Annotated in this window: 19 protein-coding genes; 12 read left to right on the top strand and 7 right to left on the bottom strand. The window is 58.6% G+C overall.

Translation table 11 applies throughout. From position 1 onward, the window contains the following. Positions 1-358 precede the first annotated feature (358 nt). Positions 359-682 (top strand): hypothetical protein, encoded by a 324-nt coding sequence (locus JFU47_RS15110; protein WP_201183901.1) that lies wholly within the window; start codon positions 359-361, stop codon positions 680-682. 145 nt (positions 683-827) lie between these two features. Beyond that, positions 828-1,325 carry a hypothetical protein gene (locus tag JFU47_RS15105; RefSeq protein ID WP_201183898.1) on the top strand — a complete coding sequence of 166 codons (498 nt, stop codon included), beginning with the start codon at positions 828-830 and terminating at the stop codon, positions 1,323-1,325. A 19-nt stretch (positions 1,326-1,344) separates the two neighbouring features. On the opposite strand, the gene JFU47_RS15100 is transcribed toward JFU47_RS15105, so the two are convergent. After that, positions 1,345-1,758, bottom strand: coding sequence for a hypothetical protein (locus JFU47_RS15100; RefSeq protein ID WP_201183896.1), 414 nt, complete (start codon positions 1,756-1,758; stop codon positions 1,345-1,347). 172 nt (positions 1,759-1,930) lie between these two features. Here JFU47_RS15100 and JFU47_RS15095 point away from each other — a divergent pair, with 172 nt between their 5' ends. Continuing rightward, on the top strand, positions 1,931-2,767 hold the full coding sequence (locus JFU47_RS15095; RefSeq protein WP_008149676.1) for a 23S rRNA (adenine(2030)-N(6))-methyltransferase RlmJ: 837 nt from the start codon (positions 1,931-1,933) through the stop codon (positions 2,765-2,767). A 110-nt stretch (positions 2,768-2,877) separates the two neighbouring features. On the opposite strand, the gene msrA is transcribed toward JFU47_RS15095, so the two are convergent. From msrA to aceE, 6 genes are all read right to left on the bottom strand, one after another. Further along, a complete protein-coding gene (gene msrA / locus JFU47_RS15090; protein WP_140677113.1) occupies positions 2,878-3,525 on the bottom strand; it encodes a peptide-methionine (S)-S-oxide reductase MsrA in 648 nt (215 codons plus the stop codon). A gap of 178 nt (positions 3,526-3,703) precedes the next feature. Next, positions 3,704-6,397: a putative bifunctional diguanylate cyclase/phosphodiesterase gene (locus JFU47_RS15085; protein WP_140677115.1), complete on the bottom strand. Its 2,694-nt coding sequence runs from the start codon at positions 6,395-6,397 to the stop codon at positions 3,704-3,706. 230 nt (positions 6,398-6,627) lie between these two features. Beyond that, positions 6,628-8,004, bottom strand: coding sequence for an alkaline phosphatase D family protein (locus JFU47_RS15080; protein WP_201183894.1), 1,377 nt, complete (start codon positions 8,002-8,004; stop codon positions 6,628-6,630). A gap of 271 nt (positions 8,005-8,275) precedes the next feature. Continuing rightward, the gene (locus JFU47_RS15075) at positions 8,276-9,670 is read right to left on the bottom strand and encodes an alkaline phosphatase D family protein (RefSeq protein ID WP_201183892.1); all 1,395 of its coding nucleotides are present in this window, start codon (positions 9,668-9,670) and stop codon (positions 8,276-8,278) included. Between the two features lie 281 nt (positions 9,671-9,951). Next, positions 9,952-11,922: a dihydrolipoyllysine-residue acetyltransferase gene (gene aceF, locus JFU47_RS15070; protein WP_201183890.1), complete on the bottom strand. Its 1,971-nt coding sequence runs from the start codon at positions 11,920-11,922 to the stop codon at positions 9,952-9,954. A gap of 11 nt (positions 11,923-11,933) precedes the next feature. After that, entirely contained in the window at positions 11,934-14,579 is a 2,646-nt protein-coding gene (gene aceE, locus JFU47_RS15065) for a pyruvate dehydrogenase (acetyl-transferring), homodimeric type (protein ID WP_201183888.1), read from the bottom strand. 383 nt (positions 14,580-14,962) lie between these two features. Here aceE and glnE point away from each other — a divergent pair, with 383 nt between their 5' ends. From glnE to JFU47_RS15020, 9 genes are all read left to right on the top strand, one after another. Next, positions 14,963-17,902: a bifunctional [glutamate--ammonia ligase]-adenylyl-L-tyrosine phosphorylase/[glutamate--ammonia-ligase] adenylyltransferase gene (gene glnE, locus JFU47_RS15060; RefSeq protein WP_201183886.1), complete on the top strand. Its 2,940-nt coding sequence runs from the start codon at positions 14,963-14,965 to the stop codon at positions 17,900-17,902. 329 nt (positions 17,903-18,231) lie between these two features. Beyond that, positions 18,232-19,266: a lipopolysaccharide heptosyltransferase II gene (gene waaF, locus JFU47_RS15055; protein ID WP_123369014.1), complete on the top strand. Its 1,035-nt coding sequence runs from the start codon at positions 18,232-18,234 to the stop codon at positions 19,264-19,266. Position 19,267: 1 nt separating this feature from the next. Next, entirely contained in the window at positions 19,268-20,329 is a 1,062-nt protein-coding gene (gene waaC / locus JFU47_RS15050; protein ID WP_201183884.1) for a lipopolysaccharide heptosyltransferase I, read from the top strand. Beyond that, on the top strand, positions 20,329-21,450 hold the full coding sequence (locus tag JFU47_RS15045) for a glycosyltransferase family 4 protein (RefSeq protein ID WP_140677127.1): 1,122 nt from the start codon (positions 20,329-20,331) through the stop codon (positions 21,448-21,450). Before waaC ends, JFU47_RS15045 begins: the two co-directional genes overlap by 1 nt. Continuing rightward, positions 21,450-22,256, top strand: a complete 807-nt coding sequence (gene rfaP / locus JFU47_RS15040; RefSeq protein ID WP_123369017.1) for a lipopolysaccharide core heptose(I) kinase RfaP — start codon at positions 21,450-21,452, stop codon at positions 22,254-22,256. The genes JFU47_RS15045 and rfaP overlap by 1 nt, the downstream gene beginning before the upstream one ends. Next, the gene (locus JFU47_RS15035; RefSeq protein ID WP_140677129.1) at positions 22,256-22,990 is read left to right on the top strand and encodes a lipopolysaccharide kinase InaA family protein; all 735 of its coding nucleotides are present in this window, start codon (positions 22,256-22,258) and stop codon (positions 22,988-22,990) included. Before rfaP ends, JFU47_RS15035 begins: the two co-directional genes overlap by 1 nt. Beyond that, entirely contained in the window at positions 22,987-23,739 is a 753-nt protein-coding gene (locus JFU47_RS15030) for a lipopolysaccharide kinase InaA family protein (protein ID WP_201183881.1), read from the top strand. The genes JFU47_RS15035 and JFU47_RS15030 overlap by 4 nt, the downstream gene beginning before the upstream one ends. After that, positions 23,739-25,190 (top strand): lipopolysaccharide kinase InaA family protein, encoded by a 1,452-nt coding sequence (locus tag JFU47_RS15025; protein ID WP_201183878.1) that lies wholly within the window; start codon positions 23,739-23,741, stop codon positions 25,188-25,190. Before JFU47_RS15030 ends, JFU47_RS15025 begins: the two co-directional genes overlap by 1 nt. A 212-nt stretch (positions 25,191-25,402) precedes the next feature. Continuing rightward, positions 25,403-25,738 carry a YceK/YidQ family lipoprotein gene (locus tag JFU47_RS15020; protein ID WP_201183875.1) on the top strand — a complete coding sequence of 112 codons (336 nt, stop codon included), beginning with the start codon at positions 25,403-25,405 and terminating at the stop codon, positions 25,736-25,738. The last annotated feature ends 138 nt before the right edge of the window (positions 25,739-25,876 follow it).

Raw genomic sequence — 25,876 nt, 5'->3', positions numbered from 1 at the left:
TACCCCTCGGATGAAGGTATGAGCGAAATTTCTGGGCAAGGTCGTCGGAAGTTTCCTTCAATCCGCGGCGGTTTCCATGAACTGGTGCGAAGTGAACTCCATGGATAGTCTTTGGCTGTCACTGCAAAAGCAGTGGCAGGGTGTAGGAACCCTGAACTCCAATGTGCATCAGCGCTGTCGTTTGATTGCGGCACTTAATTAGTGGCCGTAACATCGTTCGCGGCGGTTGTGTGCGGGACACGCTTCGGCGTGGCTGAGTTGGAGTGTCTCAGTTTCCTACTCCCGCGCACGGCTGCCACCCAAGCCCGTAGGAAAGGCCGTTGGTAGCTTCAAATACATACTCCAAGGTCTTAAAAAAATGAAAACAATTACACCCGATCCACCCTATGAAAAACCAATTCCCCATCCCCAAAGCCGCTTCATGGCGCTCACCAGCAATTGCGACGACATGCCTACCCTGTTCGTCGACACCCAAGCGCCGCTGGATGTTTTGTATGACGCTGCCAGCTACCGAATTCGCGCCGTCACCCAAGTGATGGAGAACTTGTCCATGCGCGGTTCGATCGAGTGTCAGTCCTTCATTCTTAGTGATTTTGCTTTGCTCTGTGCCATTCCGTTGCGGGATGGGTGTGATGTGCTGGATGTTCTTGGGCGGCGGTTACGGGCGCGGTCTTCGGAGTAGGGCTGCTGAGCGATCATTCCCACGCTCTGCGTGGGAATGCAGCCCGTGACGCTCTGCGTCACATCGGTGTCAGGCCCGAATCGGCAGTGTGGCTGGAACGCAGAGCGGCGCGTTAAAAGCGTTTCCTGAAAACAAGAGGGCAGGTATGTCGGGTCAACAGCTAACGCGGGAATTAATCGCAGAATGGGCCTACAGCGATATCATCATCGATGCCTATGAAAGTGGCGATGATGGCGATGCAGCACGTTTTGAAATCGCAGTCTTTGAGTTTTTCGGCGTCAGAGGTCTGCTGGATTTTGCCGCTGATCCTGCCTGTCTGGCACGGCTATATTTTGTAGACTTGCTGGCAAAGACGTTTCTGTGGATGTTTAGAAATAACGCGGGTCTACCTTTTCATTTCTCTCGTTTTCTTGGAATTATGTCGAGAGAAGACTATCGGCGTATGAACGAGGAACGGGAGGAGAGGATTTATGAAATCTGTCTTGTCCTGGACAGTATGCGATCCATCAAGGACCCCGCGATTCAGTCGCTCTATAAGCAGATACTTGATTTCAGGCATGACCAAGTCAGCGGTAGCGCTGAGTTTTATTATCAGTGCTTGAAAAATCTGGATCTCAGTCTGTTCAGCACTAATCTGACCTGAATGGTCGGTTTTCAGAAGATTATTCGGTAATGAATTGATCCTGGGTCTTGATAAAGGCGTCGAACGCCGGCGAGTTATAAACGCTCAAGCATCCATGCATTACCAGCTTCTTGTCCGTGTATTTGCTGACAGATGAGGTGTTGTCATAAGCATTAAATACGTAGATTCGGGTATTCATGTAAGGATCATGTGTGACCTTCAAGGTGTCTTCATCCTGAATCACGGTATGCATGCCGTTACCCATGAACGAGTAAGCACCCGCCGATCGCCCGATGTCTGCTTCTAACTCGGACTTCTCTTTAAAGTGCTTGAGAATGCAATGGCTAAGCCCGTAATTTTTTAAGGATTGGCGCGCCTCTGCCATGTGCGACTCGTCAGCAAAAACGTGGCTTGCCGACAGTAAATAAACTAACGCCGTCCATAGAATTCGCATCGGTTTTTTGACTCCGTGTCATTGGTTGGGGTGAGTGTGTCGCTCGGTGGGTCGGGAGTATGTGCCGGTCGCACGCGCCCTCGCCAGCGGGTTTTCGTCTGTCCGCTCGGCTGCGAACCCCTGACGTCCAGCCCCGTACAAGGTAAACTTCCCGCCCTTCGCAGGAGCAGCCATGAATTATCGTCACGCCTTCCATGCCGGCAATCACGCCGATGTGTTCAAACACCTGACTTTGACCCGCATCATCGCTTTGATGTCGCGCAAGGAGCAGCCGTTTGCCTATCTCGACACTCACGCCGGCATTGGTCTGTATGACCTGCAGGGTGATCAGGCGAGCCGTACCGGTGAGTACCTGGAAGGTATTGCGCGTTTGTGGGATCAGCCGGATCTGCCGGCGTTGACCGCTGATTACATGAAGGTGCTGCACGACATGAACCCGGATGGCCAGTTGCGCTATTACCCGGGGTCGCCGGAGTTGGCGCGGCGGCTGACGCGGCCGCAGGATCGGGTGATGCTCAACGAGAAGCACCCCGAGGACGGCTTGCTGCTGAAGGACAATATGGCCGGCGACCGTCGGGTGAAGGTGCATCTGGGTGAAGGCTGGCATGTGCCGCGTGCGATGTTGCCGGTGCAGGAGAAGCGGGCGGTGATGTTGATTGATCCGCCGTTCGAGCAGCTGGATGAGATGCAGCGCTGCGCGGCGTCGCTGAAAGAGGCGATTGGCCGGATGCGGCAGACCGTGGCGGCGATCTGGTACCCGGTGAAGGACCAGCGCATGTTGCGTCGTTTTTATCAGGACCTGGCGGGAACGGGCGCGCCGAAGTTGTTGCGGGTCGAGTTGTTGGTGCATCCGCTGGATACGCCGAACAGCCTGAATGGCTCGGGGCTGGCGATTGCGAATCCACCGTGGGGGCTGGAAGAGGAATTGCGTGAGTTGCTGCCGTGGTTGTCCAAGAAGCTGGGGCAGACCCAGGGTGGGTGGCAGATGGATTGGTTGATCGCTGAATAAGGCGAACCGACAAGCAAGATCAAAAGATCGCAGCCTTCGGCAGCTCCTACATCGGGATGACGTACATCCTGTAGGAGCTGCCGAAGGCTGCGATCTTTTGCTTTAAGCGGTTAGATCGGGCAAGTCACGCCCGTACCGCCAATCCCGCAATACCCTTCAGGGTTTTTCGCCAGGTACTGCTGGTGATAGGCCTCGGCGAAGTAGACCGTCGGCGCTTCGTCGATTTCAGTGGTGATGGTGCCTTTGCCAGCCTTGGTCAACTCGGCCTGGAACACTTGCTCGCTGTGCTTGGCGGCTGCCAATTGAGTCGGGTTGGTGGCGTAGATCACCGAGCGGTATTGGGTGCCGATGTCGTTGCCCTGGCGCATGCCCTGAGTCGGGTTGTGCAGTTCCCAGAACATCTTCAGCAGTTCTTCGTAGCTCACTTTCGCCGGCTCGTAGACCACCAGCACCACTTCGCTGTGGCCGGTCAGGCCCGAGCAGACTTCTTCATACGTCGGGTTCGGCGTAAAGCCGCCGGCGTAACCCACCACCGTACTGACCACGCCTTCGCGCTGCCAGAACTTGCGCTCTGCGCCCCAGAAGCAGCCGAGGCCGAAGATTGCGAAATCCACGTCCATCGCGAACGGGCCCAGCAGTGGGGCGTCGTGGACGAAGTGTTTTTCCGGCATGGTCATTGGGGTTTCACGGCCAGGCAGAGCTTGTTCTTTTGTAGGGAGCACGTTTTTGTTCACCAGAATTTCCGAGCGCAAGACCATGATCAGTCCTCTCAGTCAGGTTTGAATGTAGAAAGTCAGACCGCCAGTTTGCCCAATTATCCCTGTGGGAGCGAGCCTGCTCGCGAAGCGGCGTGACAGTCGACATCATTGTTGCCTGACACACCGATTTCGCGAGCAGGCTCGTTCCCACAGGGTTTTGTGCAATGACTGAAGAACGTCAGGCGATCGGGCCACGCGGATAGCGCTTGAGCTTTTCGATCAGCTCTACGCCGGGGATCGGACGGTCGAACAGGTAACCCTGGCCGACGTCGCAGCGGTGACGGCGCAGGAAAGCCAACTGCTCGGCAGTTTCGATGCCTTCAGCCACGACCTTGAGTTTCAGGTTGTGGGCCATGGCAATCACCGCGGAGGTGATTTCCATGTCGTCCTGGTTGTCGGGGATTTCGTGGATGAAGCTTCGATCAATCTTGATGATGTCGATCGGGAATTTTTTCAAGTAACTGAGCGACGAGTAACCGGTGCCGAAGTCATCCATGGCCAGGGTCAGGCCCAGGCGCTTGAGCTGATCGAGCTGCAAGTGGGTGTCTTCGGTGGCTTCCAGCAGCAGGCCTTCGGTGAGTTCGAGTTCCAGCAGGTTTGCCGGCAGCGCTTCTTCTTTGAGGATGTTGGCGATGGACGACACCAGGTCCGGATCGGAGAACTGCTTGGGCGACAGGTTGATTGCCACCTGAAGATTGCCCAGGCCAGCGGCGGTCAGGTCTTTGCTCATGCGGCAGGCCTGGCGGGCGACCCATTTGCCGATGGGAATGATCAGGCCGGTTTCTTCGGCGACGCTGATGAACTGGTCCGGGCGGATCATGCCTTTTTCCGGATGGTTCCAGCGTAGCAGCGCTTCCATCCCCAACAGGCGACCGCTGCGCAGGCAGAGCTTGGGCTGGTAGAACACGTCCAGCTCGTTCTGGGCCAGGGCGCGGCGCAGGTTGTTTTCGACGAACAGTTTGTAGCTGGCTTCGGCGTTCAGCGCTTCGGTGAACACCTGGACCTGATGTTTGCCGTTGGCCTTGGCCTTGTGCAGGGCGAGGCCGGCGTTGCGCATCAGGGTTTGCGGATCGCGACCGTGCAACGGCGCGCAGGCCAGGCCCACGGAGCCGGTGACGCTGATCAGCTGGTTGTCGACGAACATCGGCTTGTCGAGGGTCGCCAACAATTGATTGGCAATCTGTTGGCCTGCACGCAGATCGGTGTCGTCCAGCAGTACGGCGAATTCGTTACTGGCGAACCGTGCCAGGCTGCCACTCGGGCTCAGGCTGTTGCGCAGGCGTCGGGCCAGGCTGATCAGCAGTTTGTCACCGGTCTGGTGGCCGAGGCTGTCGTTGATCCGCTTGAAGTTGTCGATGTCCACCAGCAACAGGCTGATCGGGGTATCGCTGTCTCGGGCGAAACGTTCATCGAGGTTGCGGATGAAGGCCGGGCGGTTGCCGAGGTTGGTCAGGTTATCGGTATAAGCCAGGCGCTCGATGCGCTGCTGAGCGAGCTTGGTCTGGGTGATGTCTTCGTAGATGCCGATGTAATGCGTCAGCTCGCGGTTGTCGCCGTAAACCTTGGAAATCGACAACTGTCCCCAGTAGGGTTCGAGGTTTTTACGGCGGCTTTTGAACTCACCCTGCCAGCTGTTGCTCTTGGCCAGCGCCGAGGGCGCGTCGAACAGCAGCTCGCTGAGGTTTTCCAGTGCCGGCAGTTCCGACAGCCGCTGGCCGTGGACTTCTTCGGTGGTGTACTGGGTGATCGCCGTGAAGCTCGGGTTGACGTATTCCACCACGCCGTCGCAATTGACCAGCAAAAAGGCGTTGGCGCTTTGCTCGACCGCACGCTGGAACAGGTGCAGGGCGCTGGTGGCGGTGCGGCGGTTGTGGTTGTTGATGACTTGGGCAAATTGATCCGCCAACTCACCGGCAAAAGCAATTTCGTCCGATTGCCAGGCGCGGGGCGTACCGGTCTGCTCCAGGCAGAGTACGCCGACCACTTGACCGTCGACGCGGATGCTGGCGTCGAGCATCGCATTCACATCGCGCGGGCGTAGGTGTTCGGCCATTTCCCGGGTGCGTGGGTCGCGCATGGCGTTGTGGGCGTCGATGGCGCGGCCGGTGTGCAAGGCGTCCAGGTAATCAGGGAAGAGACTGACGTTGATCGGCTCTGGCAGCAGGTATTCCTGGCTGGCGCGGTGATAGGCCGAAATCGGCACGAGCAGTGAACCTTCGAGGTTCCACAGGCTGGCGCAGTCGATTTCGTAAATGTCACAGGCACTGCGAGTGATCAGTTCGGCGGCTTCTTTCAGGGAGTTGTTGCTGCTGTAGCGCTGGCGGGTCAGCAGCAGGATCAAGTCCTGCTGGGCGCGCACCCGGTCCAGGTGCAGAAGCTGTTCCTGCTGGGCGCGCTGATTGAGTTCCAGGGCGATTTGCAGGCGAGAGTTCTGGGTTTCGAGGTCCAGGGCCGGCAGCAGTTGCTCGCCCTCGAACAGGCCGTCGACCACCAGCAGATAGCCGCGCAGCAGGTGTCGATTGTGTTGTTTGTAGGCTTCGCCCAGTTCCAGCAGGTTCAAGGAGCCTGCGGCGGTGTGCAGGGTGTAGCGGATCAGGTAATGCGGGCTTTCGCTGAGTTGTTGCTGAACCGTGTCATGCAGCTGATAGCGCGCTTCGGGCTCCATCAGGCTGGCGTAGGGCGAGCCGACCAGAGCGCAGAGCTCCACCGCCGGCAGGCCGAACTGTCGTTCGCAATTGGGATCGAGAAACAGCAGCGCCCAGCTCGCTTCATTCAGCCGTTCGAAACGCAACATGCCGAGCCGCGAGGGCACAGGCAACTGCGTCACTACCTCGGCCACCATACGGCTGGCGGCATCGGGTTGGCTCTTCATATGGAGGGAAACTCGCTTCGAATAGGCTGATCGCGCCGGGCTCTCGCCCTCTTTACTGTTACCTGCGGCAAGGTTGCATCATTGCGACACTGACTGACAAGAGACATGAAGGCCAAGTGCTATAAGAATATGTCGGCGGCTAAGTGAAAACCTGAAGTGTCGAAGTGAAACCGGCTGTCATGGGGGCTTGAAAACGTTGGTTTCGCCCCGCATGACGAGCCATGCTGCCATCAGGTCAATGGAATGGTGACCGGCTGAAGATTTTTTCCGGTGTTATCGAAGAAACCTACGGCGATCTGCTCGCGTTCAATGGTGATGCGCGCATAGTTGTCCTTACCGATGACGTTGTTGCTGGTTAACGTGAGGTTGTAGCGGCCTGTGCCGACAGTGGTCAGCGGTTTGTCCAGAATGAAGTCAGCCTTTTTGGCGTAAGGCAGCAAGGTGGTATTGCACAGCGGTGAAGACACGATCGTATGGACAACAAAGTCTTTGTCCTCGGAGTGGGTCAGTCGACTGGTCATCGAGCCATGCACGTCACCGGAAACGAAAACGACGTTTTTGATCTTGTTCAGGCGAATGAACTCCAGAAGCCTGTTGCGTTGCTCGGGGAAAGACTTCCAGGCATCGCCGCCGTCGTTTTTCAGGTCGGGGTAAAACATGACCGACGTAACGATGAATTTGACTTTAGCGCTGCTGGTTACCAACCAGTCAGTCAGGGCTTTCTCTTGGGTGTGATCCATCAGTCGTCGATCATTAGGTGACAGATTGCGTTGGGTGCGAGTGTCAGTTACAAACCATTCAAGGTTGCCATTAGTGAACTGATACCAATAATGCTCAAGTTTTCGATTGATGGTGTTATCAGGTGTCAGTGTATGAGCAGGGCTATGGCTGCACTGATAAAGTTGATAAGCCTTCATGGCATTGTTGAACAGTTCAACATCATTCGGAGCGCGCTTGGCCGGCCAATTATCTTCGATCTCATGGTCATCAAGAATCATGTAGGTGGAAGTGTTGCTCATCATGTTCTTGATATGAGGTTGTGAAAAAGCGGCCCGGTACTTTCGCAGGAAATCTGAAAGTTTTCGGTCTGGAAAGGCGAAGTTAAAATCGTCGGCATAAATTTGATCGCCGACCATCACCAGACCATCAGTACGAAGGTTTTGCTCCGCCATTACCTTGAACATCCGATCCCCACGTTGCGGGTCCACAGGCTCTTTCGCGGCCAGGTTGAGGTAGCGACAGGAGCCAATAATGTAGCTGCGTTTGATGTCGAGTTCCGTCGAGACGGTCCAGAAGGTGTGCTCTTGTGCAGGCCACTCAAAGACAATGTCTTGCGGTTTTGTTGAACTGGCCGGGATGCACCAGCCGGCTTGGTAAGTGTATTTCATATTGGATTGTAGATGGGGTAATACAATAACGCCGGTCGTGTCGTCGTTTGCCGGAAGTTCGATGAAGTGTGGGGTGGACCATTTAAGCTCCCCGGTTCGTCGATAACGAATGACCGCCAGTGCTGTTTTTTTACTGGCTGCGCCCGCCAGCATGATGCGAGCTTCATTATGTGTGGTGTGGCCAAGAATAGGGCCAACTATAGGGGTGTTAAGTTTCATGTTTGAGTCCGTTCAATAAGTTAATGGTTGCCTTGCGCAACTAAGTAACTTTAATGAGGCGTGTAGCGAATTGCCTGTCAGTCGGCGATGTTTTCTCATGTAGTATTTGTGGGCGCTGGTTGTAGTACTTGTGCACTACGAAAGTTGGGATGTGCTTTTATTTGCTGTAAGAAATTATTGCGTTGAGAAAACCAGGGTAAAAAAATCCCCGCCATAATGGGCGGGGTTGGAAGTATCTGCGTGACGCTCGAACAACGCAGAGCACGACAGGTCAGCGAAGGACGATCGTGGCTGAGTGCAACGGTTTGCCATTCCGGTCTCGGTAGGTCACGTGAATCTCCCTCTCTGTTACAACGACGTGCGAAAAGTTGTCCTCGCTAACCACTTTGCTGGTCAGTTCATGGTTGTAGTTTCCGGTAGTGGTGTGGGCCAGTGCTTTGTCCAGGATGAAAGTGGATGCCTTGGCGTACGGCAGCAGTTTGCTGTTGCACAAGGGGGAGGAGACGATGGTGTGAACCTCGAAGTCCGGGTCCTCGCTATGGGTCAGACGACTGGTCAGGGAGCCATGGACATCGCCGGAAACGAAGAAGACGTTCTTGATACGGTGTGTACGAATGGTCTCCAGCAGCCGCAGGCGTTGTTCGGGAAAGGCTTTCCACGCGTCATCGCCGTGGGCTTTGCGGTCGGGGTAGAACATCACGCTGGTGACCACGAATTTGACCCTGGCCCGGCTGTGAATCAGCCATTTGCACAAGGCCTGTTCCTGCTCTTCGTCGAGGATGCGTCGATCATTGGCCGACAGGTTGCGTCGGGTTCGACTGTCAGTGACAAACCATTCGATATCGCCTTCGGCGAATTGATACCAATAGTGTTCCAGTTTTCTATTTATTTGCCCGCTGGCAAGAAGTTCATGCGCCGGGCTATGACTGGCTTGATACAACTCATATGCCGTGATGGCGTTTTTGTATAAGTAGGCGTCGGCCTTACTTTTGTTGGCGGGCCAGTTGTCTTCAATTTCGTGATCATCGAGGATCATGTAAGTCGGCACGCCGGACATTAACTTTGCAATATTGGGTTGGGAAAAAGCCGCACGGTACTTACTGAGTATTGCCTTGTATTCCCGGTCGGGAGCAATGATGTTCAGGTCATCGACATAGATTTGATCACCGGTCATCAACATGGCGCTGATGGGCGGTTCGGCCTGCTGCGCCAGATTCGTGATCGAGGCGAAAATCCGGTCCCCCAGATGCGGTGCAGACGGGACGCCAGCGGTCATGCGCAGGTAACGACATGAACCGACGATATAGGCCCGTGGAATATTGGCTTTGCTGGACTGTGTGCGAAACCGGTAGATATCGCGCGGCCATTGCAGCGGCAGTTCCTGAACCGTTTCCACGGTGTGCACCGGGCTCATGGGGCTGAACCAGCCTGCCTGGTATTCGTACTCGGTATCGGCGGCAAGGTTGTTGAGTGCGATGACATCGGACATATCATGCAAGATCGTCAACTTTGCAAATACACCTTGGGACCATCGCTCTTCGCCGAGCCGGCGATAACGAATGCCTGCAAATACCGGTGCATTGTTTTGAAGTTTGCCGCGCAAGAATATGCGTGCGTGGTTAGTTGTTGTGTGGCCAATAATAGGGCCGACAGTCGGTTTGAACATGTTCGAATCCATTCGAAGTAATGCTAACTAAGCAAAATAAGTTGATGAGGGTTCTGGTGATAATTAGTTGAACTAAGCTTAGTTATTGGTTCGCAAAAAATATCGAGAAGAAGTGGACTGTGGTTGTGGGCGACGTAAGCCGAGAATGTAGGAAAAGGGCGATGGGTGACTTTCTTCCAGGCAAAAAAAGCCCCGCCAAACTGGCGGGGTTGAGGTACGAGCGTGGCGCTCGGAAAACGTGGAACGCGACGGGCCCTCCGGTGAAGGAGGGCCGATCGGTGTTACAGCAGGATGGTGCGGATGTCCGCCAGCAGATCGCTCAGACGCTTGGTGAAGCGTGCAGCAGCGGCGCCGTTGATCACACGGTGATCGTAGGACAGCGACAGTGGCAGCATCAGTTTCGGCTGGAAGGCTTTGCCGTCCCAGACTGGCTGAATGGTTGCCTTGGAAACACCGAGAATCGCCACTTCCGGCGCGTTGACGATCGGCGTGAAGCCGGTGCCGCCAATGTGGCCGAGGCTGGAAATGGTGAAGCAGGCGCCTTGCATGTCGTCAGCGGTGAGCTTTTTGTCGCGGGCTTTGGCGGCCAGTACGGCGGCTTCGGCTGCCAGTTGCAACAGGCTCTTCTGGTCGACGTTCTTGATGACCGGTACCAGCAGGCCTTCAGGGGTGTCGACGGCGAAGCCGATGTTCACGTATTTCTTGCGGATGATCGCCTTGCCGCTGGGTGCCAGCGAACTGTTGAAGTCCGGCAGTTCCTTGAGCAGGTGCGCGCAGGACTTGAGCAGCAGCGGCAGGATGGTCAGCTTGACGCCAGCCTTCTCTGCAACGGCTTTCTGAGCGATACGGAACGCTTCCAGGTCGGTGATATCAGCAGAATCGAACTGAGTCACGTGCGGAATGTTCAACCAGCTGCGGTGCAGACTCGACGCGCCGATTTGCATCAGGCGGGTCATCGGCACTTCTTCGGTTTCACCGAAGCGGCTGAAGTCCACAACCGGAATCGGCGGGATGCCCGCGCCGCCAGTTGCGCCAGCAGCAGCGGCCGGTGCTTCCTTGGCCTTCTGCATCATGGCTTTGACGTAAACCTGCACGTCTTCTTTCAGGATGCGACCGTGCGGACCACTGGCGCCGACGGCGTTCAGCTCGACGCCGAACTCGCGAGCCAGTTGGCGTACAGCCGGGCCAGCATGAACCTTGGCGCCCGGCTTGGCCGGTGCAGCAGCCGGTGCGGCCGGTGCCGGAGCGGCGGCTGCAGGAGCAGCTTCAGCCTTGGCAGCCGCAGGTGCTGGTGCAGCAGCGGCCGGGGCCTTGGCAGCAGCAGGCGCAGCGCCTTTGACTTTCAGCTTCAGGATCAGGTCGCCAGTACCGACTTCGTCATCCAGCTTGATGGAAACGCTTTCCACCACGCCAGCGGCTGGCGATGGAATTTCCATGCTCGCCTTGTCGGATTCCAGGGTGATCAGCGACTGGTCGGCTTCAACGGTGTCGCCGGCTTTGACCAGGACTTCGATGATCTTGGCCTTGCCTGCCGAACCGATGTCCGGGACGTGAATGTCCTGAACGCTGTCAGCAACCGGTGCTGCCGGAGCCGCAGCGGCTGGTGCTGGAGCAGCGGCAGCAGGTGCAGCAGCCTGGGCTGGCGCGGCAGCAGCAGGGGCCGCAGCACCCGCCACTTCCAGATCCAGAATCAGGTCGCCAGTGCCGACTTCGTCGTTGAGCTTGACGCTGATGCTCTTGACCACGCCAGCGGCAGGCGATGGGATTTCCATGCTGGCCTTGTCGGATTCCAGGGTGATCAGCGATTGATCAGCCTCGACGGTGTCGCCGACCTTGACCTGGATCTCGATGATCTGGGCCTTGCCCGACGAACCGATGTCCGGCACGTGCACTTGCTGGACGCTGGCGGCAGCTGGAGCTGCGGCCGGTGCAGCTGCTGCCGGAGCAGGAGCAGCAGCCGGTTTCGCTTCAGCCTTTGGCGCCTGCGCAGCGGCAGCCGCAGGGGCAGCCGCAGCGGCACCTTCGACTTCCAGCTCCAGCAGTTCGTCGCCTTCTTTCAGGCGATCGCCCAGCTTCACTTTAATGCTTTTGACGATGCCGGCCTTGGGCGCAGGAATTTCCATGCTCGCCTTGTCCGACTCAAGCGTCAGGATGCTCTGGTCGGCTTCCACACGGTCGCCGACCTTCACAAATAGTTCGATTACTTCACCTTCACCGCTGCCGATGTCAGGTACGCGAATGAGTTCGCTCACAGAGTGTCTCCTCAGCAGTCCAGTGGGTTGCGTTTTTCCGGGTTGATCCCGAACTTGGCGATGGCTTCAGCCACCACTTTAGGTTCGATATCACCACGGTCAGCCAAGGCTTCCAGGGCTGCCAACACCACGAAATGACGGTCGACTTCGAAGAAGTGACGCAGCTTCTTGCGGCTGTCACTGCGGCCGAAACCGTCGGTGCCCAGGACTTTGAATTCCTTGGACGGGACCCACTGACGAATTTGCTCAGCGAACAGCTTCATGTAGTCGGTAGACGCGATGACCGGACCTTGACGGCCGTTCAGGCACTCTTCGACATAGCTCAGTTTAGGCTTCTGGCCCGGGTGCAGACGGTTGCTGCGCTCTACGGCCAGGCCGTCGCGACGCAGTTCGTTGAAGCTGGTAACGCTCCACACGTCAGCGCCGACGTTGAACTGTTCACGCAGGATTTTCGCCGCTTCGCGAACTTCGCGCAGGATGGTGCCGGAGCCCATCAGCTGAACGTGGTGCGCCGCTTCGCGGGTGTCTTCCTCGAGCAGGTACATGCCCTTGACGATGCCTTCCTCGACACCGGCCGGCATGGCTGGCTGCTGGTAGGACTCGTTCATCACGGTGATGTAATAGAAGATGTCCTGCTGCTCTTCGGTCATCTTCTTCATGCCGTCCTGGATGATCACCGCCAGCTCGTAGCCGTAGGTTGGATCAAAGGTGCGGCAGTTCGGGATGGTGCCAGCCAGGATGTGGCTGTGACCGTCTTCGTGTTGCAGGCCTTCGCCGTTCAGCGTGGTCCGGCCGGCGGTGCCGCCGATCAGGAAGCCACGGGTACGGCTGTCGCCAGCGGCCCAGGCGAGGTCGCCGATACGCTGGAAGCCGAACATCGAATAGAAGATGTAGAACGGCAGCATTGGCTGGTTGTGGCTGGAGTACGAAGTACCGGCAGCGATGAAGGAGCTCATGGCGCCCGCTTCGTTGATGCCTTCTTCGAGGATCTGGCCTTTCTTGTCTTCCTTGTAGAACATCACCTGGTCTTTATCGACTGGCTCGTAGAGCTGGCCGACGGACGAGTAGATGCCCAACTGGCGGAACATGCCTTCCATACCGAAGGTACGGGCTTCGTCCGGGATGATCGGAACGATGCGCGAGCCGATTTCCTTGTCCTTGACCAGTTGCGCGAGGATCCGCACGAACGCCATGGTGGTGGAAATTTCACGGTCGCCCGAGCCGTCCAGGATTGCCTTGAGGGTATCCAGCGGTGGCGTCGGGATGTTGAAGCTTTTGGCACGGCGCTGTGGCACGAAACCGCCCAGTGCAGTGCGGCGCTCGCTCAGGTAGCGGGCTTCGGCGCTGTTTGGCTCTGGCTTGAAGAACGGCAGGTTTTCCAGCTCTTCGTCTTTGACCGGGATGTCGAAACGATCGCGGAACAGCTTCAGGCTTTCAACATCCACTTTCTTGGTGTTGTGCGCGGTGTTCTTCGCTTCGCCGGCACCGGTGCCATAACCTTTGATGGTCTTGGCCAGGATGACGGTCGGTTGTTCTTTGTGGTTGACCGCTTCGTGGTACGCCGCGTAGACCTTGTACGGGTCGTGGCCGCCACGGTTGAGTTTCCAGATCTCGTCGTCGGACAAGTCTTCAACCATCGCCTTGAGTTCTGGCGAGTTGAAGAAGTGTTCACGCACGAACGCGCCGTCTTTGGCTTTGTAGTTCTGGTACTCGCCGTCGATGACTTCGTCCATACGACGTTGCAGGATACCGTCGACGTCTTTGGCCAGCAGTGGGTCCCAGAAACGGCCCCAGATGACTTTGGTCACGTTCCACTGAGCACCGCGGAACACGCCTTCGAGTTCCTGGATGATCTTGCCGTTGCCGCGAACCGGGCCATCAAGGCGCTGCAGGTTGCAGTTAATAACGAAGATCAGGTTGTCGAGCTTCTCGCGGCCAGCCAGCGAGATCGCGCCCAGGGATTCTGGCTCGTCGCACTCGCCGTCACCCAGGAAGCACCAGACTTTTTGCTTGCCTTCAGGGATGAAACCACGGGCTTCCAGGTACTTCATGAAGCGTGCCTGGTAGATCGCCTGGATCGGGCCCAGACCCATGGATACAGTCGGGAACTGCCAGAAGTCAGGCATCAGCCACGGGTGCGGGTAGGACGACAGGCCCTGACCGTCCACTTCCTGACGGAAGTTGTTCATCTGGTCTTCGGTGATGCGGCCTTCCATGAACGCACGGGCGTAAACGCCTGGCGAGGTGTGACCCTGGAAGTAGATCAGGTCGCCGCCGTGTTCGTCGGTCGGGGCCTGGAAGAAATAGTTGAAGCCGATGTCGTACAAGGTTGCGCTGGAGGCGAAGCTGGAGATGTGACCGCCCAGGTCAGAATCTTTCAGGTTCGTACGCATCACCATGGCCATCGCGTTCCAGCGTACCAACGAGCGAATGCGGCGTTCCATGAACAGGTCGCCAGGCATGCGTGCTTCGTGGGTAACGGGAATGGTGTTGCGGTATGGCGTGGTGATGGCGTAAGGCAATTGCGAACCGCTACGGGTTGCGAGTTCGCCCATACGGGTCATCAGATAGTGAGCGCGGTCTTCGCCTTCTTTGTCGAGAACCGATTCCAGGGCGTCCAGCCATTCCTGGGTTTCGACGGGATCGAGGTCTTGCATGGCTTGCTCCAGGGCGGAAAGGCTTCCAGAATCGGTTGCCTGAGTTTGCGACTGGCCTTGTGGGCAGACGATATAAATTCTTGGATTGCCGAGAGGTTGTTCCGGCGGCGTGTAGTTTTACTACAAATCATCGGGCATTTCAGCCTTTCGAATGTATATACGAGTAGTAAAACTACAGATGAGCGGCTTGTGGCCTCCAGCTGCGTTGTGAGAATAATCGTTAAGGTTGGTCTTTTGCCAACCAGAAAAGGTGAAAGCTTGATGCTGTCTGCCAAAAATAAAGAAATTTCAGCTATTTCTAACCTTTGTTCGACAGTCGATCACGTAGTGCATTCTCGCGAATCACTACATGCAGCCCCCTACACGCCGATCAAGGATAGACCATGAGCCTCCCTTCGCTTGCCGAACTGCCTGGCATCCTCCTGCCGTTTGTCACCCGCGCCGAGCAGTCGTTCCGTGCGGCCGTTGCGGTGCTTCCCGACGACCATGGCCTGGCCGGCTGGACGCCAGAACGCTGGGCACAATTTGCCCGCGTCACCGCTGCCAGCGATTTCGTGATTGAACAAAGTGTCCGTGACCCATTGATGTTGCTGGAGCTGGTGCAGTCCGGTGAGCTGGACCGAAGTTTTGCGCCCGGCGAGCTGTGCGCACAGATTGCGGCAGCGGTGAGTGCAGCGGAAACCGACGATGAGCTCGGTCGCGCCCTGCGTCGCCAGCGTAATCGCCATCAAGTGCGGATCATCTGGCGTGACCTGACGCGTCAGTGCGATCTGATCCAGACCTGCCGCGACCTCTCGGACATGGCCGATGCCAGCATCGATCAGGCCTATCAGTGGTTGTACTCGCGGCATTGTCAGCAGTTCGGCGTGCCGACGGGCCGGCGCAGTGGCGAGCCGCAGCAAATGGTCATTCTCGGCATGGGCAAGCTCGGTGCGGTGGAGCTCAACCTGTCGTCGGATATCGACCTGATCTTCGCCTATCCCGAAGGTGGCGAAACCGTCGGCGTCAAACGCTCGCTGGATAACCAGGAGTTTTTCATCCGTCTCGGCCAGCGCCTGATCAAGGCCCTGGACCCGATGACCGTCGACGGTTTTGTATTCCGCGTCGACATGCGCCTGCGGCCTTACGGTTCGGCCGGCGCATTGGTGCTGAGCTTCAACGCGCTGGAGCAGTATTACCAGGACCAGGGACGCGACTGGGAGCGCTACGCGATGATCAAGTCGCGGGTGGTGGCCGGCGATCAAGTGGCCGGTGCGCAATTGCAAGAGATGCTGCGGCCGTTCGTTTACCGGCGTTACCTCGACTTCTCGGCGATCGAAGCGCTGCGCACCATGAAGCAGCTGATTCAGCAGGAAGTCCGGCGCAAGGGCATGGCCGACAACATCAAACTCGGCTCCGGTGGCATTCGTGAAGTCGAGTTTATCGCCCAGGCATTTCAGCTGATCCACGGCGGCCGCGACCTGAGCTTGCAGCAACGTCCTCTATTAAAAGTACTGAGCACGCTGGAAGGTCAGGGTTACCTGCCGCCGGCGGTGATCAGCGAACTGCGCGAAGGCTACGAATTCCTGCGGTACACCGAGCACGCGATCCAGGCGATTGCCGACCGCCAGACCCAGATGCTGCCGGACGGCGCTCAGGATCAGGCGCGCATCGCCTTTATGTTGGGCTTCGCCGACTGGGAGGCTTTCCATGAGCAGCTGATGTATTGGCGCGGTCGCGTGGCCTGGCACTTTGGTCAGGTGATCGCCGATCCCGACGAAGAGGAAGGCACCGAAAGCGAAGTGGTGGTCGGCGGAGAATGGCTGCCGCTGTGGGAAGAGGCGCAGGATGAAGAGGCCGCTTGCCGTCAGTTGGAGGAGGGCGGTTTCGCTGATGCCACCAAAGCCCTGAAAGCGTTGGCCGGTTTGCGCAGCAGCCCGCAGTTGCGGGCGATGCAGCGCTTGGGTCGCGAGCGCCTCGATGCCTTTATTCCGCGGTTACTGGCTCAGGCCGTGGAGCACGCCAATCCGGATTTGGTGCTGGAAAGGGTTTTGCCACTGGTGGAGGCTGTGGCCCGTCGTTCTGCGTATCTGGTGTTGCTGACTGAAAACCCTGGCGCGCTGCGACGCTTGTTGACCCTGTGCGCCGCGAGTCCGTGGATCGCTGAACAGATCACTCGCTTCCCGCTGCTGCTCGACGAATTGCTCAACGAAGGTCGGTTGTTCAAGCCGCCGCTGGCGCCGGAACTGGCTGCCGAGTTGCGCGAGCGTTTGACGCGGATTCCCGAAGACGACCTCGAACAGCAAATGGAAGCCCTGCGACATTTCAAACTGGCGCACCGCTTGCGCGTTGCCGCTTCGGAAATTGCCGGCAGCCTGCCGTTGATGAAGGTCAGTGATTACCTGACCTGGCTCGCCGAAGCGATCCTGGAGCAAGTGCTGGCCCTGGCCTGGCGCCAGACCGTGGCCAAATACGGTACGCCGCTGCGTACCGACGGCACCTTGTGCGATCCCGGCTTCATCATTGTCGGTTACGGGAAAGTCGGCGGTCTGGAACTGGGGCATGGTTCGGACCTGGACCTGGTGTTCATCCACGATGGCGACCCGCAGGCGGAAACCGATGGGCCGAAGCCTATCGACGGCGCGCAATTTTTTACTCGGCTAGGGCAGCGGATCATTCACTTGATTACGACCCAGACCAACTCCGGTCAGCTGTATGAAGTCGATATGCGCCTGCGACCTTCCGGTGCGTCGGGGTTGCTGGTGAGTTCGGTGGGGGCATTTGCCCGGTATCAGGAAAACGAAGCCTGGACGTGGGAGCATCAGGCGTTGGTGCGGGCGCGGGTGTTGGTGGGCAGTCGGGATGTTGGGCAGGCTTTCGAGAAAGTCCGCGCGGCGGTATTGGGCAAGTCGCGGGACCTGGCGACCTTGCGCCAGGAGGTCAGCGAGATGCGCGCCAAAATGCGCGATAACCTTGGCAGCAAGAGCACTGCGGCCGGCACCGGAGCAAATGCCTTTGAGGCCACGGCGCCGTTCGATCTCAAGCAGGACGCCGGAGGTATCGTCGATATTGAATTTATGGTGCAATACGCGGCCCTGGCGTGGTCCGAATCGCACCCGTCATTGCTGCGCTGGACTGACAATATCCGCATTCTGGAAGGGCTGGAGGAGGAAGGGCTGATGCCCGCCGAAGACGCCAGCCTGTTGCGCGAGGCCTATAAAGCCTACCGTTCCGCCGCTCACCGGCAGGCCTTGCAGAAGGACGCCGGGGTGATACCGGGCGACCAGTTTGTGGACGAACGGCGGCAGGTAGTGCGGATCTGGCGCGAGCTGGGGCTAAGCTGAAACACGATTGTTCATGCGAATAGATTCAAATGTGGGAGCGAGCCTGCTCGCGAAAGCGGAGTGTCAGTCGGCATTGATGTTGAGTGTGACGGCCCCTTCGCGAGCAGGCTTGCTCCTACAGTAGATTGGCGGTGATTGTAGATTTAAGGCATGCCGCACAAACCCTGTGGGAGCGAGCCTGCTCGCGATGAGGCCGTCACATCCAGCCTGTATGCTGACTGTCACGCCGCCTTCGCGAGCAGGCTCGCTCCCACAGTAGATCTGCAGTGATTTGTAGAATTCTCGAGGCGGGGAGGCGTATGCCTCCCCGGCTCGTTTATGGAAACCACATGAAAATTCTGATCGTTGGGCCCAGTTGGGTCGGTGACATGGTGATGGCGCAGACACTGTTTCAGTGTCTCAAGCAGCGCCACCCGCAATGCGAAATCGACGTGCTGGCTCCCGAGTGGAGCCGGCCGATTCTTGAGCGCATGCCCGAAGTACGCCAGGCCTTGAGCTTTCCGCTCGGTCACGGTGTTTTGGAGCTGGCGACGCGTCGGCGCATCGGCAAATCCCTGGCCGGCCAATACGACCAGGCGATCCTGCTGCCCAATTCCCTGAAGTCGGCATTGGTGCCGTTCTTCGCCGGCATTCCGAAACGTACCGGCTGGCGTGGCGAATTCCGCTACGGCCTGCTCAATGACGTGCGCACGCTAGATAAAGAACGTTACCCGCTGATGATCGAACGCTTCATGGCCCTGGCTTACGAGCCGGGCGCCGAGCTGCCGACACCTTATCCACGGCCGAGCCTGCAGATTGACCCGGTCACTCGCGAAGCGGCAATGGCCAAGTTCGGCCTGGCCCTCGATCGCCCGGTGTTGGTGCTGTGCCCCGGTGCCGAGTTTGGCGAGTCCAAGCGCTGGCCGTCCGAGCACTATGCCAAGGTTGCCGAGGCGAAGATCCGCGAAGGCTGGCAAGTCTGGCTGTTCGGTTCGAAAAACGATCACGCCGTCGGCGAAGACATCCGCTCGCGGCTGATTCCCGGTCTGCGTGAAGAGTCGGTGAACCTCAGTGGCGGCACCTCCCTGGCCGAAGCCATCGACCTGATGTCCTGCGCCGACGCGGTGGTGTCCAACGACTCCGGCCTGATGCACGTCGCCGCTGCGTTGAATCGCCCGTTGGTGGCCGTCTACGGCTCGACGTCGCCGGGTTTCACGCCGCCACTGGCCGAGCACGTCGAGATCGTGCGCCTGGGCATCGAATGCAGCCCCTGCTTCGATCGCACATGCCGCTTCGGTCATTACAACTGCCTGCGCCAGCTCATGCCGCAAGCGGTGAACGAAGCCTTGCAGCGTTTGCAGGGCACTGTGGTCGAGGTCAAATAGTTTGCGGGTACTGCTGATCAAGACTTCTTCGCTGGGCGACGTGATTCACGCGTTGCCGGCGCTGACCGACGCGGCACGGGCGATCCCCGGCATCCAGTTCGACTGGGTGGTGGAAGAAGGCTTCGCCGAAATCCCGACCTGGCACCCGGCCGTGGGCAAGGTGATTCCGGTGGCGATCCGTCGCTGGCGCAAAAACATCTGGCAGACCATCAAGAGTGGCGAGTGGAAGCGCTTCAAGCAAAGCGTTCGCGCCAACAAATATGATCTGGTGATCGATGCCCAGGGCCTGCTGAAAAGTGCGTTGCTGACCCGATACGCCAAAGCCCCGGTGGCCGGGCTGGATAAAAACTCGGCCCGCGAGCCGATTGCCGCACGCTTCTATTCCCGGCGTCTGGCCGTGGCCCGTGGGCAACACGCGGTGGAACGAGTGCGTCAGCTATTTGCCGTGGCCCTGGGTTACGACCTGCCAAAAGGTTTGGGCGATTACGGCCTGAACGTCGAACGACTGGTGGAATTGCCGCGCAAGAATCCTTATGTGGTGTTCCTGCACGGCACCACGTGGGACACCAAGCACTGGCCTGAAGCCTACTGGCGAGAGTTGACCGAGCGCGTCGGTTATCTCGGTGTCGCGGTGAAGCTGCCATGGGGTAATCCGATCGAAAAAGCCCGGGCCGAGCGCATCGCCAAAGACATGAGGCACGTCGAAGTGCTGCCCAAGCTGAATCTGGCCGGTGTCGGCAAAGTGCTGGCCGGCGCGCAAGCCTGCGTGGCGGTGGACACCGGGCTCGGTCACCTCGCCGCGGCGCTGGACGTGCCGACGTTGTCGCTGTTCGGCCCGACCAACCCGGGTCTGACCGGTGCCTACGGCAAAGCGCAGATTCACATCGCCAGCGATTTCCCCTGTGCGCCGTGTATGCAAAAGAAGTGTACGTATCAACCGACGGCCGAAGATGCCCGTCAGTTTGACCTTAAACGCGAGTGGCCCTTGTGCTTCACGCGTCTGAATCCCGAGCGTGTCGCGACCCGACTGAGCACGTTGTTACTGGCTGAGGAGCTGCGCTGATGCAATTGGCATTCGTCTTGTACAAGTACTTTCCATTCGGGGGCTTGCAGCGCGATTTCATGCGCATCGCCCTGGAATGTCAGAAGCGCGGCCATCAGATTCGGGTCTACACGCTGATCTGGGAAGGCGACATTCCACCGGGCTTCGAAGTGTTGGTGGCGCCGGTCAAGGCGTTCTTCAATCATCGACGCAACGAGAAGCTCAGCGAATGGATGGAAGCGGATCTGGCCAAGCGTCCAGTGGACCGTTTGATCGGTTTCAACAAAATGCCGGGTCTGGACGTCTACTACGCCGCCGACGGCTGCTTCGAAGACAAGGCGCAAAACCTGCGTAACTCGCTGTACCGTCGCTGGGGCCGCTACCGGCACTTCGCCGAGTACGAGCGCGCGGTGTTCGCCAAGGATGCCAAAACCGAAGTGCTGATGATTTCCGAGGTCCAGCAGCCGCTGTTCATCAAGCATTACGACACGCCGCTTGCGCGCTTCCATTTGCTGCCGCCGGGTATATCTCAGGACCGTCGTGCGCCGGCCAATGCCGCTGAGATCCGTGCCGAGTTTCGTCGTGAATTCAACCTGAAAGACGATGAGCTGCTGCTGGTGCAAATCGGCTCCGGGTTCAAGACCAAGGGCGTGGATCGCAGCCTCAAGGCGCTGGCCGCATTGCCCGCCGATCTGAAGAAACGCACCCGGCTGTTTGTAATTGGCCAGGACGACCCCAAATTATTCCAGATGCAGAGCGCCACACTGGGGCTCGGCGATAACGTGACGTTCCTTAAAGGCCGCAGCGACATCCCGCGTTTTCTGCTTGGCGCCGATCTGTTGATTCACCCGGCGTACAACGAAAACACCGGGACTGTGTTGCTCGAAGCCCTGGTGGCCGGGTTGCCGGTGCTGGTGAGTGCGGTGTGTGGTTACGCCCATTACATCGCCGAGGCCGACGCCGGTCTGGTGCTGGACGAGCCTTTCGATCAGGCGCAGCTGACTCAGTACCTGACCGGTATGTTGAACGACGCTCAAGCACGGGCGGCCTGGAGCCGCAATGGTCTGGCCTTCGCCGAGACGGCCGACCTCTACAGCATGCCGCAGCACGCGGCCGATGTGATTCTGGCGGAGCACGCTTAATGAAGTTGATGCTGGCTGAACCGTTCAAGAGCCTCTGGGCCGGACGCGATCCGTTCGCTGAAGTCGAGGGCCTCCAGGGCGAGGTATACCGCGAACTTGAAGCGCGTCGGACCCTGCGTACCGAAGTCAATGGCAATGGCTTTTTCGTGAAGATCCACCGTGGCATTGGCTGGGGCGAGATCTTCAAGAACCTGCTCACTGCCAAGTTGCCGGTGCTCGGTGCCGGCCAGGAATGGAAGGCCATCCAGCGCCTGCAAGAAGTCGGCGTGCCGACCATGACCGCCGTGGCTTATGGCGAGAAGGGCAGCAACCCGGCGGACCAGCATTCGTTCATCGTCACCGAAGAGCTGGCGCCCACTGTCAGCCTTGAAGACTTCAGCATCGACTGGGTCAAGCAGCCGCCAGAGCCCAAACTCAAGCGTGCGCTGATCGCCGAAGTCGCGCGCATGACCGGCATGATGCACCGCGCCGGGGTCAACCATCGCGACTGCTACATCTGCCACTTTCTGTTGCACACCGACAAGCCGGTGACGGCCGACGATTTCAGGCTCTCGGTGATCGACCTGCACCGCGCCCAGACCCGTCCGACGATTACCCAACGCTGGCGCAACAAGGACCTGGCGGCGCTGTATTTTTCGGCGCTGGACATTGGCCTGACCCGTCGCGACAAATTGCGTTTCCTCAAGGGCTATTTCCAGCAGCCCCTGCGCCAGATTCTGGGTGAAGAAGCCGGGTTGCTCGCCTGGCTCGAAGGCAAGGCCAACAAACTCTACGACCGTAAACAGCGATACGGGGATGCGCTCTGATGGCGGGTTGGAAACTGGAGCCTGGGTACAGCGATCTGGCAGAAGATTTCGGCAGTCTTGAGGCTGTGTTTGCGCTTCAGGGTGAGCGCCTGACGCGCGACCTGTTGTCCGAGGTCATTCGCGTCCAGCGCAATGGCGTCAACTATTACGTCAAACGCTACGTGGGTGCGGGCAAAGGTCTGCGCCGTTACCTGGGCAAGCCTCGGGTGAAAGCCGAGTGGCAGAATCTCAAGCGCTTCGCCAAGTGGGGCATTCCTACCGCCGAAGTGGTGGCCTGGGGCCTGGAGCGTCGCGGTGCGGCGTACGATCGCGGGGCAATGATCACCCGTGAGCTGCCGCACACTGAAGATTTGTCGGCCCTGGCCGAGCGGCATGATCCTAAACTGGCGGACCGCGCCTGGGTCGACAACGTCAGCCGGCAGCTGGCGGTTTACACCCGGACCATGCACGACCACCGCTTCACCCATAACGATTTGAAGTGGCGCAACCTGCTGATCAACGATGAGTCCCGACTGTTTTTGATCGACTGCCCCAATGGCGATTTCTGGCGTGGCTTTTGGCTCAAGTACCGGATCACCAAGGACCTGGCGTGTCTGGACAAGGTCGCCAAGTATCACTTGTCGGCTACCCAGCGCCTGCGCTTTTACCTGCAATACCGCCAGTGTGATCGGCTGAATGCCGCCGACAAAAAACGGATCCGGCACGTGGTGAGATTTTTTGAGGGACGCGAATGACTGATTTTCTGGCGGCTGAAGACCGTGCGCTGCTTGAGCGACACGGCCTCGGCACCTTCGACGCACTCTGGGCCAAGCAGCTCGAAGCGGTGGACGAGCCCAACATCGCTCGCGGTGGCTGGAGCAGCGTGTTTCGGCTGGATCTGGAAGGTCATGGCTACTACCTCAAGCGCCAGAGCAACTACCAGATGCGCACCTTGCATGCGCCCTTTGGCGAGCCGAGTTTTGCCCGTGAATTTCGCAATATCAGTCGCTATGAAAAGTTCGGTATTCCAGCGCTGAAGGCGGCATTTTTCGGTGAGCGCAAGGTCAACGGCGAAGTCCGGGCGATTCTGCTGACCCGTGCCCTGGATGGTTGGGATGACCTGGATTCTCTGTTGCAGCGCTGGTCGGACCTGAGTTCGGCGCAGCATTCGGCCATTCTGAAGGCCTGTGGGCAACTGGCCCGGCGCCTGCACGGCGCGCGTCAGGTTCACGGTTGCTTCTACCCCAAGCACATTTTTCTCCAGGCCACCGGCGACGGTTACCTGGCCCAGCTGATCGACCTGGAAAAGACCCGGCCGTTGCTGTTTGGTCTGCGTGATCGGGCCAAAGACCTGGAACCGTTGCTGCGTCGGGCGCCTGAGTGGAGCGAAGCGCAGTTGCGCGAGCTGCTGGCTGCCTATCTGGAACAATCGCAAGACAGTTCGCTGATCGACAGCTGGCTTGCGCGACTGACCGCGCGGCGCAGTCATAAGGAGGCGCGCTGATGCGTTTGTCCGAGCTGAAAAACGCTGGCCGCAGCCCGAGCCTGCCGCTGAATATTCCACTGGCCGATGCCGCCGGCCCTGCCGAGCTGCAGTTGCTGAGTCTGTTGCGGGTATTGCCGGGGCAGCGTTATGTCGGTGCCGGCGTCTGGCGTGGGCGGCCGGTGCTGGCCAAGTTGTTGGTCGGCAGCAAAGCGGCGCGGCATTTTCAGCGTGAACTGGACGGCGTGCGGTTGCTGGCGGCTCAGGGGTTGACCACGCCGTTGCTGCTGGCTGATGGCCTGAAGGACGGCGAGGGCGGCTGGCTGCTGTTCGAGTTCATCGAGGGCGCCGAAAGCCTCGGTGAAACCTGGAAACAGGTCGAGCATTTGCCGGTGCTGGCGGATATGCAAGGGGCTGTGCTGGCCGAGGCGTTGGGCGCTATCGGCCAAATGCATCGCAAGGGGCTCTGGCAGGAAGACCTGCACCTGGACAACCTCTTGCGCCAGCGCGGTCGGTTGTATTTGATCGATGGCGGCGGCGTCTGCTCCGAAACCCCTGGCCAACCGCTCTCGCGGCAGAAAGTCCTGGAAAACCTCGGGGTGTTTTTCGCCCAGTTGCCCAAGTCGCTGGAGCCCTACACCGAAGAGTTGCTGGTGTATTACCTGTTGAGCAACGGCGAGCATGCCTTGCCGATGGAAGCGTTGCAGAAGCAGATCAGCAAGGTGCGCACTTGGCGCCTCAAGGACTTCCTGGTCAAGGTCGGCCGCGAATGCACGCTGTTCAGTGTCCAGCGCGGAGCGTTCGGCTTGCGGGCGATTCGCCGCGAGGAAGAGGCGGCGATGCTGCCGGTGCTGGCGCAGGCCGATGCGCTGCTCGATCAGGGCCATCTGTACAAGACCGGCGGCGCGGCGAGCGTCGGCAAGGTCGAGGTGGCCGGTCGTACGCTGGTGATCAAGCGCTACAACATCAAAGGTTTTGCCCACTGGCTCAAACGCTTCTGGCGCCCGAGCCGTGCCTGGCACTCCTGGCGCGAAGGCAATCGGCTGGCATTTCTCGGTATTGCCACGCCCAAACCGTTGGCGTTGCTGGAGAAGCGTTTTTTCTGGTTGCGCAGTCGGGCTTATCTGGTGACCGAGTATTTGCCGGGGCCGGACATCATCGAGCGGTTTGCACCTTATCTCGAAAGCGGTGAGGCTCCGGAAGCCGAATTGCTGGCGCTGGATCATTTGTTTGCCGAGCTGATTGGCGAGCGGATCAGTCACGGGGATTTCAAGGGGCATAACCTGTTCTGGCAGCACGATCGCTGGGCGCTGATTGATCTGGATTCGATGTGTCAGCACGCCTCGCTCAGCAGCTTCGCCCGGGCCTACGCGCGGGATCGGGCAAGGTTCATGCGTAACTGGCCTGAGAGCAGTGCGCTGTATCGGGTCATTGATCAGCGTCTTCCCAAAGATATCTCTAGCGCTGCCTGAATCCCCATCGCGAGCAGGCTCGCTCCCACACTGGATTTATGTCACGCCGAAGATCCCCTGTGGGAGCGAGCCTGCTCGCGATGGGGCCAGAACAGCCACTCGAGATTAAGGGACAGGTTTTTATGAAACGTCCTACATGATCTACAGAACCCGTGAACTGTGCCCTGAATAGCCGCGATGCTAGTTTGCCTGACGTTCACGGAGGGCAGATTTTGACGATAAAAATGACGGTGTTACTGAGCGCTTGTGCACTGGTTTTATCAGGCTGCGGGACCGCTGTTACGGTGCTGCAGGATGACGAAGATGCAGCTCGTAGCCTTAGAAAGCAAAAGACCTACTGCCAGTCCATCCCGCGCATCTACAGCGGCCTGGCCTACGACTTTTGCGTATTGAACGCAGCGCCTGATCCCACGGGTATTCTTTTACCGTTCGTATTGGTGGATTTCACCCTGTCGGGTGTTTTCGATACCGTCCTCCTGCCCTATACGGTTTACCGCCAAGCTACCGACGGCAATCTCAGTATTTACTGGAGGTCAGGCCGCGGATGAGCAGTGCCGCCTGCTTTCGCCCGGATCATCTTTACGGGGGTAATATGCGCTGGGTCATTCCCGCCATGTTTACGCTATAATCCCGCCCTTTAGCTGCCACTCGCCCTTTGCGAGGGCACATTAATCTTTGAGGCGCCT

It is taken from the genome of Pseudomonas sp. TH39(2020) (assembly GCF_016650715.1).
In the GTDB taxonomy this organism is placed as follows: domain Bacteria; phylum Pseudomonadota; class Gammaproteobacteria; order Pseudomonadales; family Pseudomonadaceae; genus Aquipseudomonas; species Aquipseudomonas mandelii_C.
This window is presented reverse-complemented; position numbering and strand designations above follow the sequence as displayed.

Bases quoted from the DNA above. Each gene is read 5' to 3' on its own strand.
- msrA (WP_140677113.1), bottom strand. From the start codon at position 3,525: ATGGTCTTGCGCTCGGAAATTCTGGTGAACAAAAACGTGCTCCCTACA.
- JFU47_RS15105 (WP_201183898.1), top strand. From the start codon at position 828: ATGTCGGGTCAACAGCTAACGCGGGAATTAATCGCAGAATGGGCCTAC.
- JFU47_RS15075 (WP_201183892.1), bottom strand. From the start codon at position 9,670: ATGTTCAAACCGACTGTCGGCCCTATTATTGGCCACACAACAACTAAC.
- JFU47_RS15045 (WP_140677127.1), top strand. From the start codon at position 20,329: ATGCAATTGGCATTCGTCTTGTACAAGTACTTTCCATTCGGGGGCTTG.
- rfaP (WP_123369017.1), top strand. From the start codon at position 21,450: ATGAAGTTGATGCTGGCTGAACCGTTCAAGAGCCTCTGGGCCGGACGC.
- glnE (WP_201183886.1), top strand. From the start codon at position 14,963: ATGAGCCTCCCTTCGCTTGCCGAACTGCCTGGCATCCTCCTGCCGTTT.
- JFU47_RS15035 (WP_140677129.1), top strand. From the start codon at position 22,256: ATGGCGGGTTGGAAACTGGAGCCTGGGTACAGCGATCTGGCAGAAGAT.
- JFU47_RS15085 (WP_140677115.1), bottom strand. From the start codon at position 6,397: ATGAAGAGCCAACCCGATGCCGCCAGCCGTATGGTGGCCGAGGTAGTG.
- JFU47_RS15030 (WP_201183881.1), top strand. From the start codon at position 22,987: ATGACTGATTTTCTGGCGGCTGAAGACCGTGCGCTGCTTGAGCGACAC.
- JFU47_RS15025 (WP_201183878.1), top strand. From the start codon at position 23,739: ATGCGTTTGTCCGAGCTGAAAAACGCTGGCCGCAGCCCGAGCCTGCCG.
- JFU47_RS15095 (WP_008149676.1), top strand. From the start codon at position 1,931: ATGAATTATCGTCACGCCTTCCATGCCGGCAATCACGCCGATGTGTTC.
- JFU47_RS15110 (WP_201183901.1), top strand. From the start codon at position 359: ATGAAAACAATTACACCCGATCCACCCTATGAAAAACCAATTCCCCAT.
- waaF (WP_123369014.1), top strand. From the start codon at position 18,232: ATGAAAATTCTGATCGTTGGGCCCAGTTGGGTCGGTGACATGGTGATG.
- aceE (WP_201183888.1), bottom strand. From the start codon at position 14,579: ATGCAAGACCTCGATCCCGTCGAAACCCAGGAATGGCTGGACGCCCTG.
- JFU47_RS15080 (WP_201183894.1), bottom strand. From the start codon at position 8,004: ATGAAACTTAACACCCCTATAGTTGGCCCTATTCTTGGCCACACCACA.
- JFU47_RS15100 (WP_201183896.1), bottom strand. From the start codon at position 1,758: ATGCGAATTCTATGGACGGCGTTAGTTTATTTACTGTCGGCAAGCCAC.